Below are 12,455 nucleotides of genomic sequence, written 5' to 3'. Positions count from 1 at the left end.
TCGCGCAGGCTGCGATGAATCACCGAGCTATTTACATCAAATCACTTCACTAAAATCTTCACGACCGCTTTTTTAACCGGTGCATTCTCACCCACGGCGCACATAGGCTTATGCAATTCACCGGGATAGAACACCACGAAATCACCTGCGTTCATGATAAAGCTTTTCTCTTCTAAGCCCTGCTGCGTCAGAGGTAGAAAGGCAATGTCCTTACCTTCAAGCCATTCAGCGCTGCCTTGCGGCGCGGCTAGATTGCTAAAGACCATTTTTTCCTGCCCGGCTAAAACAATTTGGATATCCAAATATTTGCCGTGCAATTCCTGACGACGCTCCTCCGCTGGAGAAGTTGAATCGTTAAAAATCATCACGAACTGATTTTCGCCATCAATATCAAACTTGCCTAACGCAGAATCCGCATTGAAATTTGCCATCACATATTGAATCGCCTGCTTTAGCTGAGCAGGTAAATACGGCAACAGTTCTAGATGATTAACATTTCCGGTGATCATACATTCCTCGACATTTCGCTGATATTATTTTGAAACATCGTTTTATTATAAAGAAACAGGAATATCTGAAACGAGGTGCCAACCACAATTTAGTGAGGATTGCCGCCAACAAAAATCCCCCAACTCAAGTAACGCCGTTAACTTAAGCTCGACTTTAGGGGGATTCACGTCAGACAGTTATGCGTCTACAAGCCAATAAATACTTTCATATGGCCGCAGTGACTGAGGAATTTCGCCTTGCTGAGGATAATTGCTCATCAGCACATGCCCCTGTTTCGGCAACTCGCGGTTAATCTCCAGCGTCTGCGTTTGCGCGCTCAGGTTGGCCAATACATATAGGCTTTTCCCCTGATAACTACGACAGTAACACCACTGCGCCGGATGGTTCGGCAGCAGATCTTCATAATCGCCATGGGTCAGCAACGGCAATTGCTTGCGCAGCTTAATCAGCGCTTGATAGCAGTAATAAACCGACGTTTCATCGGCTACCGCCGCCTGAGCGTTAATCTCGGTATAATTACCCGCGGGTTCTATCCACGGCGTTCCCTGCGTAAAGCCCGCATTTGGACTCGCATTCCACTGCATTGGGGTGCGGCTGTTATCGCGTGATTTAGTCGCCAGAATCGCTAACAGCTCTGCGCTGTCTCGCCCCTGCTCGCTGAGCTCTCGGAACATATTCAGGCTTTCAACATCGCGATACTGCTCGATATCGGTAAAACCCGGATTAGTCATACCCAGCTCTTCGCCCTGATAGATATACGGCGTGCCTTGCATGCCATGCAACACCATCGCCAGCATTTTTGCCGACAGGCTCCGCCATTCACCTTCGTCACCAAAACGCGACACAATGCGCGGCTGATCGTGGTTACACCAAAACAGCGCGTTCCACGCTCGGTTATGCATTCCCTGCTGCCAATAGGCAAAAATCTTCTTCAACTCAACGTAGTCCGGCTTCGCCAGCGTCCATTTTTCACCACCGGGATAATCCACCTTCAAATGATGAAAATTAAACGTCATCGAAAGCTCGCTGCCGTTTAGCGCCGCATAGCGCTGACAATGTTCAAGCTGCGTTGACGACATTTCGCCAACCGTCATTAAGCCCCGAGGCTTAAACACATCACGGCCAAACTCACCGAGAAACTCATGAATGCGTGGGCCATCTGTATAAAAACGACGCCCGTCACCCTGTAGATCGTCTGGAAAATCCTGCTGCTTAGACACCAGATTGATCACGTCTAAACGCAAACCATCAACGCTTTTGTCCGCCCAGAAATGACACACGGCTTTCAGTGCTTCACGCACCGCTGGATGCTCCCAGTTGAGATCCGCCTGCTGCGGTGCAAACAAATGCAGATAATATTTCTCTGCGCTTTCAGACCATTGCCACGCGTTGCCACCAAACTTCGAGCGCCAGTTATTCGGCAATGCCTGCGCTTCGCCGTCCCGCCAGATATAAAAATTATGCTTTTCGTGGCTAGAGTCCTGCGCCGCAACAAACCATGGATGCTGAGTCGACGTATGGTTAAATACCATATCCATCACGATACGCATTCCACGCTGATGAGCTTCATCAACCAAGCGCTCAAAATCCGCCATCGTTCCGTAATCAGGATTGATCGCGCAGTAATCAGCAACGTCATAGCCATTATCAATCTGCGGGGATGGATAAACTGGCGTCAGCCACAGTGCGCTCACGCCAAGGTTTTGCAGATAATCCAGACGCTGAATAATCCCGTTGAGATCGCCTGTGCCGCTGCCGGTACTGTCTTGAAAACTTTTCGGGTAGATTTGATAAATCACACCGTTTTGCCACCACGGCACTGTTTCGCTCATCGTCATATTCCTATTTCCACTCTACGGCCACGAGACTCGCAGCCGTATTCATTCGTTATACCGGCAACTCGCCGCGTTTCTGTTTGCGCTTATAAATCAAGATAGTCAGGGCAAGAGGCACCACAATCGCAACCACCATCGCCACGGCATAAATTCCCCAGAATTTCGGTTGGATAGAAAGAATCCCCGGTAATCCACCCACGCCGATGCCGTTAGCCATCACGCCAAACAAGCCGCAAATCAATCCCGCACAGGCACCGCCAATCATGGCGCACAGCATCGGGAAACGGTATTTAAGGTTGATACCGTACATCGCAGGCTCGGTAACGCCGAGGTAGGCAGAAATCGCCGCTGGCACCGAAATTTCACGTTCGTTAGCTTTGCGGCTAATGAAAATAATCGCCAACACGGCAGAGGCTTGAGCAATATTCGACAGCGCGATAATCGGCCATACCGGCGTTCCGCCCATGCTTTGCACCATCTGCATATCGATCGCCAGCGTTGTCTGATGCACGCCGGTAACCACCAACGGTGCATACAGGAAGCCAAACAGCGCCGCACCAATCGGAGCAAAACTGCCGGTCATCACCGCTTTCACTGCCCATGCAACGCCGTCGCCAATCATGCGACCAAACGGGCCAATCAGGGTATGCGCGAGGAACACAGCCAGAAGCAGCGACGTCACCGGCACGACGACCAGATACAGATAATCGGGGATCAGGCGTTTTAAGCGAGTCTCAATCCAACCCAAGGCCAAACCCGCCATCACGGATGGAATCACCTGTGCTTGGTAGCCGACTTTTTCAATCGTAAACCAGCCAAAATTCCATACTTCAGGTAACTGCTGGCCCAGCATGTACGAATTCATCAGCTGTGGAGAAACCAACGTAATCCCCAGCACGATACCGAGGATCGGCGTGCCGCCCATCTTCTTCACCGTTGACCAGCAAATTCCCACCGGCAGGTAGAAGAATATTGCTTCGCCCAGCAGCCACAGGAAGTCATAAACCGTTTTCCACGCCGGATGTAATGCCGTCAATGGCTGTCCATCCACCAACGGAATGTCGCCGATCACATTACGGAAACCGAGGATCAAACCGCCGCTGATTAACGCGGGCAGCAACGGGAAGAAGATCTCGGCAAAATGCGAAATCGCAATTTCCCACCAGCTCATATTCTGGCGAGCGGCTTTCTTGGCCTGCTCTTTGTTACTGGCATCGACGTGTGCCGTGCTAATCAACGCCTGATACCAATCACCCACGTCCGTGCCAATGACGACCTGAAATTGCCCAGCATTGGTGAAGCAGCCCTTCACCATCGGCAATTCTTCAATCTTTTTAGGCGCAGCCAGCGCCGGATCGTTCAGTACAAACCGCAGTCGGGTAAGGCAATGACTGACGGTAGCAATATTTTCACGCCCGCCCACCAGTGCGATCAGCCGATCAACCTGATCTTGTTTTACCTTGCTCATATTGAGTACCTGTAGAGTCGTTCTGATTTCAGAGTAACGTGGATCGGCGCCATACATTCGATCCATAAAAACTGAGTTGCATAAAGCGTAGTCACTATGATTGTTTTATGGAACGGGAACGTTCCCGAAACTAGGTGTTGATCACAAGAATTGTGGTGGGGGATGAGGGAGGGGGAGGAGAATAGAGGGCAAGAAATTGCGGATTTTTGTTCTATATTGGGGTGGTAAAGGTTGAAGCGGTGAAAGGTTTCGTACGCCTGTACTGCATATGTTAGATCAGTGGAGGGTTTCGTACGCCGAATATACCGAGTTTCACATAAGCATAGTGCTGGCGTCCGAGCAAGGCGGCTCAATCGCCGCCGCCTTGCATCCGGGCTTGGCACCGTTCTCCAGCCCGCTACGCGGGTTCCTTCATTGCGTCATTCCGGCTTTAACGGAACGAACGACAATCGGCATCCATGCCTCCGTCGTTCTTTTGCCGACGTCCAGTCGGCAAATCCTAGCCTACATTCCTCCATTCAGCTGAAGAACAATGTGCAGGAAAACACCAAAAGACAAAAGACAAAAGACAAAAGACAAAAGACAAAAGACAAAACTCTATCTGGTTTCTTGTTTAATTTTAGGTAGTGAGAGCAGTGGAAACAGGATGTTTCCACTAGGGGAGGAGGCGCCAGGGATGGCGCATGCCGACCCGGCGCGGAGATGGCGTCTCGGATAAAAGCGCGTGAGTTGAGAGCCCCCGCGCAACGGGGCTCTCATCGGACGCCTTCGATTGGCGTTACATGTGAAAACCGTTATTGATAGGCGAACGAAACCTTACACCACAAGCACATAAGCAGCATCAGCAAACAAAACCTTACCCCAATGCCCGTGCCAGCAACGAAATCGGATGCTCGCATTTCTTACTCGTCGACATCTCAATCTGCCACTTACAGGTTTCGCAATCCGTCACCACCAGATCCACCCCGCTCTCTTCGATCTGGCGGAATAACCCTGCGCCAATTCCCTGTGATGTCTCGTAGTTCTCTTTCTTGAAGCCATAAGTTCCCGCAATACCACAACATTGGGAATCCAGAACCGTCAGCTCCACGCCGGGGATCATTTGCAGCAGCGCCAGCGTATACGGTGTCCAGCCCATTTTTTCCATATGACACGGCGTGTGATAAGCGATCTTCATCGGCGTCGATTTCAGTTTTAGCTCACGCCCACCGTCTAATAAGCGATAGAGATAGCGCGTTGCCAGCTCAACGTCTTCACGCACCTGCGTGGTATCCACATCCAGTACGTGCGGATATTCATCACGGATGGTAAATGCACAGGTTGAAGACGTCGCAACAACCGGAATGCCTTTACCAATCACGGCGTCGGTCAAAGACTCTGCGTTAACGCGAGCCTGCTTTTTCGCCTGTTCGATAAACCCATTCGCAATCAGCGGTACGCCGCAGCATTTTTCGCGCTTCAACAACTGCACGCCAATACCCATCGCGTTAAACACGCTCACCAAATCTTTGCCGAGCTGCGGATGGTTATAGTTAACGAAACAACCGTGGAAGAAAGCGACCTGTTCGGCGAACTTAGCCTGTTCTGCGGCCTGTTTTTTGTACCAATGACGGAATGTCCCCAGCGAATATTTTGGCAACTCACGGCGATGGTCGATCTTCAGCGCTTTATCCAACAGCTTGCGCACTGGTTTCAGACCGGTAGTCATATTCACAATCGGCGCGAACGGCGTTGATAGCGTCCCCATCAGATCGGTATGGCTGAGAATTGCGTCACGCAGCGTCGGTTTATGCTGGCTATAATTCGCCTTAGCACGTTGAATAATATCGCCAATTTTTACGTCTGATGGGCAAGCAACCTCACAGCGTTTACAGTTAGTACAGTATTTCAACGCATCATCATAAAGCAGAGGATCTTTCAAACGCAGACGTTCACCGTCTGGCCCGGCCTGTTTTGGCCCCGGATAATTCGGGTTAACCTTCGCGACCGGACAATAGGTGGTGCACACCGTACATTTAATGCAGTTTTCGAAGCTGTTATCTGCGAGCAGGTTCATAGCGCGCCCTCCGCTTTTGCCAAAATTTGTTCCGCCGCATGCAGCGCTGTTAGCATTGATACACCGGCACCGCAGCCTTGCTGAATAGGATCGTATCCCCCCAGAACGGCACCAATGACGCGTAGATTACTCACGACTTTGCCACCTATCGTTGGGCGCAGCTGCTCATCGGTGCTCACACCGAACTGCAAATACGGCTGAGGCGTGAACATATTTTCAGTGCTCCAGTTAGCCCGCTCGTTTTCACTGATAACGTCTAAGCCAAACACGGGTTCAGTCACGCCGTTGAAATCAGCCTTAAGCCCATTACTGAAGAAACTACCGCTCGCCAGAACCACATTTTTCGCCCGCAAAGGAATGTCGGTGTGGTTACGCGTATAAATTCTCGCCTCGGAGCCCTCTTCCAGATCGGCTCTTAACACCGCATCACCGGGCATAATCACGCCGCCCAGCGCCTGAAAACGGCGGCGAAGCAGATGATGCAAACGCATTCCCAGCACCGATGGCGGCAGCGTTGGCAACAGCAATAACGGCACTCTCACCCGCGAGCGTAAATGCTCTAATGCATCAGCTTGTTCCATGCCAACACAGGCAGGCATGATGATGGCATCCACCTGCTGGGCAAGACGGTTAAGTTCGTCAATCAGCAACTGTTGGTTATCAGGTAAATCCAACACGCGTGCAATATTCACCGCGCGGAATTCACTTGGATTATTGCGTAAACGATCTAACGCGGGCAGCGTAAGCTCCGCAATTTTGGTTTCTATGCCCTGCTCGGCCAACGAATTCGCCACGAGGTGCGGCTGGAAATCGAGGAATCCTTCAATACCGGCAACCAGCACGCGTTCCCACTGCAGCGGCTGATCCAGTGCGCTCACCGGCACTTCGTTTGGGCTCAGCCACGTTGCTCTGCGCGTTCCCAACGGCGTGACGCGTAAATGGTTTTGTTGGCAGCTTCCCACTAACGCCAATCCGCTGCGTTCCAGTAAACGTTCAGATTCCGCGGCATAACGTACCACCGCATCATGCCCCATTAAGCTATAAGGATGCTGCGGAGCCTGATTCGCCAAAGATTCCAACGCGGCCAGCGGTTGCTCTACGGCGCTGCCGTCAGGCAGATGACATAACAGATCCAGCGAGCCAGAAGAAAAATGCAGCGCGCTTTGACCCGAGCTCACAATGGCGCATTTCTGCCCAGCCTCAGCTAATCGAATACCGCACAATAGCCCGGCCAAACCGCCGCCAATCATTACCGTGTCAAATTTCATTGTCATTCTCCTGAGCGCCCTGATTCTGCGCAGGTGCTTCCATGCCGCATAAACCTTGGTAAACCCAAGCCGTAAATTCGCTTTCGCGCAGCGCATCGCCCCAAGCTATTGGGCGCACACCTTTCCAGCGTTCATTCAAGAAATGAGAGAGCTGATCGATAGATTGCTTCGGCGTGGTAACTTTAAAACGATTAAGCAGACCCGCGGCGCGGCAGGCGCAAAGCTCGCCCTGACAGGTGCCCATACCCACACGGGTACGGCGGCGCAAATCCACCAGATTATTCACCGTCAGAGAATCAACCGCATAGCGCACTTCCCCGGCGGTTACGGCTTCACATTCACACACCAAACTGTTGCTCAGACGATCGCCCGCCAACATACGATCGGCGCGATCGCCATGACGATACACTGCCGAACCTCGGATCGTGGCAGGTAACGAGATCACCTTGCGCAGCGTCTCTTCGGCTGAATGTTGTGATCCCGGCAGTGCTTCAGTCGCCGTGGTACACGCGGTTGTAATACCGAGTTTCTCGCAGACTTTATCCGTGGCCCATTCCGCCATCAGGCGATAGGTCATCAGCTTGCCGCCGGTGATCGTGATAAAGCCTTCCAGACCATCACGAACCGCATGATCGAGCAGCACAATGCCGCGGCTCACGTTACGTCCGCTTGGATCGTCGTCGCTGGCAACCAACGGACGCACGCCCGCATAGGCGCGCAAAATGCGCGTTCTCGCCAGTTTAGGCGAAAGCTTTTCACCCTCGCGGATCAAGATATCGACTTCTTCCGGCGTCACGATCATGTTGTCGATCTGATCGTAATCGATGTGCGTTGAGGTGGTACCAATAAGAGAAATGGTATCGCCCGGCACCAAAATATCGGCATCGGCAGGCTTACGGCAGCGGTTGATCACCATATTGTTGATGCGATGCCCAAGGATCAACAATGCGCCTTTAGCTGGGAACATGCGTACCCGCAAATCGGCATACTCAGCGATATGCTGACCCCAAATCCCCGCAGCATTCACCACGATTTGCGCATGAATTTCATAGCTTTCACGCGATTTATGGTCGATAACGCGCACGCCGGTAATACGATCGCCGTGGCGTAATAATCCGCTCACTTCGTGATAGGTCAGCACCTGCGCACCATGCTCACGCGCATCCAGCATATTGGCTGCGGTGAGGCGGAATGGATCAACGGTGCCATCAGGCACGCGTACTGCACCAATCAGAGCGGGGTTAGCCGCAGGCTCAAGGCGTAGCGCCTCTTTAGGATCAATGGCCTGCGCATCAATACCCGCTTTTTGGCAGGCCTCGATAAAGCCAGATTGGAAACCCAAATCATCTTCAGGAAGCGTGATAAACAGGCCATCTGAGCGTTCAACGCAGTGACGAGCAATGCGCTTAAGAATTTTGTTTTCTTCAATACATTCACGTGCTGATTCACCATCGGTTACCGCATAACGCGCACCGCTGTGTAAAAGGCCGTGATTGCGCCCTGTTGCGCCCGTCGCAATATCGTGACGCTCTAATAAAATACAGCGTAGGCCGCGGCGTGCGCAGTCACGAGCAATCCCTGCACCGGTAGCACCGCCCCCGATGATGATGACATCAGTCTCTTGTGTCGCTGGGCTTTGTAGCATGTGTGGCTCCCGACCTTATTCACAACAATGAATGTACTGATAAGTAATTGTGCTTATTAAGACATAACCCACACAGAAATTGTTTGATAAGGAGCAAATACGCGCACAAAACGAAAGTTATTAGCGCGTATTTCACCATTTTTGTGATCATTATCACTAGATACATGTGATTTTTGGTTTCAAAAAATTAACTAACCGCTCAAAATCAGCATCGCATTCATAAAACTGTAACAATTTGCGCGATCTCTCACAGTAACGATATGCGCGTTTGAATACTCTACGCTCGAAAAAGAAAATGGAATGACCACCACTGAACGGAAAATAGCGAAATAAAGTCACCATTGCTGTTCTATTTACCCACTTATTAGCACACAGCAAACCTTTACCGAGCTCACTGGGGAATCGGTTCAGGATACATATAAAGAAGAGAAAGCCATCGGAGGCATATCTACATGTTAAGTATTTTTAAACCCGCAGCGCACACCAAGCGCTTGCCTGACGCACAGGTCGATCCGACCTATCGTCGTTTACGTTGGCAGATCTTCATGGGGATCTTCTTCGGATACGCCGCCTACTATCTGGTACGTAAAAACTTTACGCTGGCGATGCCTTACCTTATCGAACAAGGTTTCTCTCGTGGCGATCTGGGCTTTGCCCTTTCTGGGATTTCAATCGCTTACGGTTTCTCGAAATTCATTATGGGTTCCGTCTCCGACCGCTCGAACCCACGCGTGTTCTTGCCTGCCGGTCTGATTCTGGCCGCCGCGGTGATGCTCTTCATGGGCTTTGTGCCATGGGCAACCTCCAGCATTGCGGTCATGTTCGTTCTGCTGTTCCTCTGCGGATGGTTCCAAGGGATGGGATGGCCTCCATGTGGCCGTACCATGGTGCACTGGTGGTCGCAGAAAGAGCGTGGCAGCATCGTTTCCGTGTGGAACTGCGCGCATAACGTCGGCGGCGGCTTGCCTCCACTTCTGTTCCTGTTGGGGATGGCGTGGTTTAACGACTGGCACGCAGCGCTGTATATGCCAGCCATCGCAGCCATTGTTGTTGCTCTGATTGCCTTTGGCCTGATGCGCGATACTCCGCAGTCTTGTGGTTTGCCACCGATTGAAGAGTACAAAAACGACTACCCAGATGATTACACTGAAAAAGCTGAAGAAGAGCTGACCGCTAAGCAAATCTTCATGCAGTACGTACTGCCGAACAAACTGCTGTGGTACATCGCTATCGCTAACGTGTTCGTTTATCTGCTGCGCTACGGCATTCTGGATTGGTCACCAACCTATCTGAAAGAAGTGAAACACTTCGCGCTGGATAAATCCTCTTGGGCTTACTTCCTGTATGAATATGCGGGTATCCCAGGCACCCTGCTGTGCGGTTGGATGTCGGATAAAGTGTTCCGCGGTAACCGTGGCGCCACCGGCGTGTTCTTCATGGTGCTGGTCACCATCGCCACCATCGTTTACTGGATGAACCCAGCGGGCAACCCAGGCGTTGATATGGCTTGTATGATTATCATCGGCTTCCTGATTTACGGCCCAGTGATGCTTATCGGTCTGCACGCACTAGAGCTGGCACCGAAAAAAGCGGCGGGTACCGCAGCGGGCTTTACCGGTCTGTTCGGTTACCTAGGTGGCTCGGTAGCAGCCAGCGCCATCGTGGGTTACACCGTTGACTTCTTCGGCTGGGACGGCGGCTTTATGGTGATGATTGGCGGTAGCATCCTCGCCGTTATCCTGCTGTTAGTCGTGATGATCAACGAGAAAAAACATCACGCAGAAATCGCGGCAAACCGCGGGAACTAATCTTTAAAACGTTTCACTAGGCCGTGTCGTTGCTTCCTGCGTCACGGCCTTTTTTTTACCCCAATAGACCCGAAATAATTCGAGTTGCTTGAACGCAGCCAACGCATCAGCAGCTTGAAGTATGACGGGTATAGACCTCTAAAAATAAGGAAAACCTCTATGACCCTACGACTCAATACCATCATGGCAGGATTACTATTGAGCGGCACGCTGGCGATGAGCGCACAGGCCGCCGATAAAGTGGTTATTGCACACCGCGGCGCAAGCGGCTATCTGCCGGAACATTCCCTGCCTTCTAAGGCCATGGCTTATGCTCAAGGTGCTGATTTTCTCGAGCAGGATTTGGTGATGACCAAGGACGACAAATTAGTCGTTCTGCATGACCATTATCTGGATCGCGTGACCGATGTTGCCGACCGCTTCCCCGATCGCGCACGTAAAGATGGACGCTACTACGCAATTGACTTCACCCTTGATGAAATCAAATCGCTGAAATTCACCGAAGGTTTTGACATCAAAGACGGCAAGCGCGTGCAAAGCTATCCGGGCCGTTTCCCGATGGGCAAGTCTGATTTCCGTATCCACACCTTTGAAGAAGAGATCGAGTTTGTCCAAGGGCTGAATCATTCAACAGGTAAAAACATCGGGATTTACCCTGAAATAAAAGCACCGTGGTTCCACCAGCAAGAAGGCAAAGATATTTCAACCAAAGTGCTACAGGTGCTGAAGCAATACGGCTACACCGGCAAGAACGACAATGTTTATCTGCAATGTTTCGATCCAAACGAGCTTAAGCGTATCAAAACCGAGTTAGAACCTAAGATGGGCATGGATCTCAAACTGGTTCAGCTGATTGCTTATACCGACTGGAATGAAACCTATGAGAAAAAACCAGACGGCACGTGGGTGAACTACGACTACGACTGGATGTTTAAACCGGGTGCGATGAAGCAGATTGCACAATATGCCGACGGCATTGGACCGGATTACCACATGCTGGTGAGCAAAGATGCCACCCAAGCTAATCCAAAACTCACCGCGATGGTAACCGATGCTCACGCAGCGAAAATGGTGGTCCATCCCTACACCATTCGCGTTGACGCCTTGCCGAATTACGTCAGCAACGGCGATCAGCTTTACGATCTGATCTACAACAAAGCGGGCGTTGACGGCGTATTCACTGACTTCCCAGACAAGGGCGTTCAGTTCTTAGAGAAACAGGGACAACATAAATAATATTTACCCTTCACAGAGGGCGTCTGCCCTCTGTGCAAACACCATTTCCCCTTCATCACTATCAATCCTGAGAATCTACACTAAGCTTGAAAGGCGATAAAAAAACCGTCTGATTAATTTTTTTAATAATCTATTTTCGGCGGTTTTGAAAAATGAGTTCAGGATTGAAGCGGTTGTCCTCCGCCCACGTCCCTAAATTCCGTACTGTAATACGTCGTAGATCCATCGTTTGAAGGATGAACTGCTGGCTTTACTTTTAAAGCCGGTAACTCACAAATAAAATCGAGGATAAGATATGAACAAATACCTACTTGCTATTGCCGGTGCCTCTCTGCTCTCTTTCTCTGCATTTTCTAACGCAGCTGATGAAATCAAACATTCCGATATGGAAAAATACACCAAAATTGGCGATGTCAGCGCAGAAGTGCGCGATGGCACCATGGATGACATCGTGAAAAAGCTGGAGAAAAAAGCCGAAGAGAAAGATGCTGATGCTTATCGCATCACTTCAGTCGGTACAGAGGGCATGGGCGATATTGCCCGCGGCACCGCCGAAATTTACAAGAAGAAGTAAACTATTTACGCCACCGGCCACTGTTCCGTGGTCGGTTCTCACTTCCCTAGCGTAG

The 12,455-nt window shown here is 51.0% G+C and carries 9 protein-coding genes; 3 read left to right on the top strand and 6 right to left on the bottom strand.

Annotation, left to right across the window (positions count from 1 at the left end):
• Positions 1-41: 41 nt before the first annotated feature.
• The 6 genes from DSM2777_RS05830 to glpA form a co-directional block, all read right to left on the bottom strand.
• The gene (locus tag DSM2777_RS05830; RefSeq protein WP_040046132.1) at positions 42-509 is read right to left on the bottom strand and encodes a NanQ anomerase/TabA/YiaL family protein; all 468 of its coding nucleotides are present in this window, start codon (positions 507-509) and stop codon (positions 42-44) included.
• Positions 510-686: 177 nt separating this feature from the next.
• Positions 687-2,342, bottom strand: coding sequence for an alpha,alpha-phosphotrehalase (treC, locus tag DSM2777_RS05825; protein ID WP_061553399.1), 1,656 nt, complete (start codon positions 2,340-2,342; stop codon positions 687-689).
• Positions 2,343-2,397: 55 nt separating this feature from the next.
• A complete protein-coding gene (gene treB / locus DSM2777_RS05820; protein WP_043489028.1) occupies positions 2,398-3,813 on the bottom strand; it encodes a PTS trehalose transporter subunit IIBC in 1,416 nt (471 codons plus the stop codon).
• Positions 3,814-4,669: 856 nt separating this feature from the next.
• A complete protein-coding gene (gene glpC, locus DSM2777_RS05815) occupies positions 4,670-5,869 on the bottom strand; it encodes an anaerobic glycerol-3-phosphate dehydrogenase subunit GlpC (protein ID WP_061553398.1) in 1,200 nt (399 codons plus the stop codon).
• Entirely contained in the window at positions 5,866-7,137 is a 1,272-nt protein-coding gene (glpB, locus tag DSM2777_RS05810; protein ID WP_061553397.1) for a glycerol-3-phosphate dehydrogenase subunit GlpB, read from the bottom strand. Before glpB ends, glpC begins: the two co-directional genes overlap by 4 nt.
• Positions 7,127-8,782, bottom strand: a complete 1,656-nt coding sequence (glpA, locus tag DSM2777_RS05805) for an anaerobic glycerol-3-phosphate dehydrogenase subunit A (protein WP_025798402.1) — start codon at positions 8,780-8,782, stop codon at positions 7,127-7,129. Before glpA ends, glpB begins: the two co-directional genes overlap by 11 nt.
• 452 nt (positions 8,783-9,234) lie before the next feature.
• Here glpA and glpT point away from each other — a divergent pair, with 452 nt between their 5' ends.
• From glpT to DSM2777_RS05790, 3 genes are all read left to right on the top strand, one after another.
• Positions 9,235-10,590 (top strand): glycerol-3-phosphate transporter, encoded by a 1,356-nt coding sequence (gene glpT / locus DSM2777_RS05800; RefSeq protein WP_061553396.1) that lies wholly within the window; start codon positions 9,235-9,237, stop codon positions 10,588-10,590.
• Positions 10,591-10,773: 183 nt separating this feature from the next.
• Positions 10,774-11,826, top strand: a complete 1,053-nt coding sequence (gene glpQ, locus DSM2777_RS05795; protein WP_418009387.1) for a glycerophosphodiester phosphodiesterase — start codon at positions 10,774-10,776, stop codon at positions 11,824-11,826.
• 295 nt (positions 11,827-12,121) lie between these two features.
• Positions 12,122-12,400, top strand: coding sequence for a YdgH/BhsA/McbA family protein (locus tag DSM2777_RS05790; protein ID WP_025798408.1), 279 nt, complete (start codon positions 12,122-12,124; stop codon positions 12,398-12,400).
• Positions 12,401-12,455: the final 55 nt, after the last annotated feature.

The sequence above is a fragment of the Obesumbacterium proteus genome (genome assembly GCF_001586165.1).
Lineage (GTDB): Bacteria > Pseudomonadota > Gammaproteobacteria > Enterobacterales > Enterobacteriaceae > Hafnia > Hafnia protea.
This window is presented reverse-complemented; position numbering and strand designations above follow the sequence as displayed.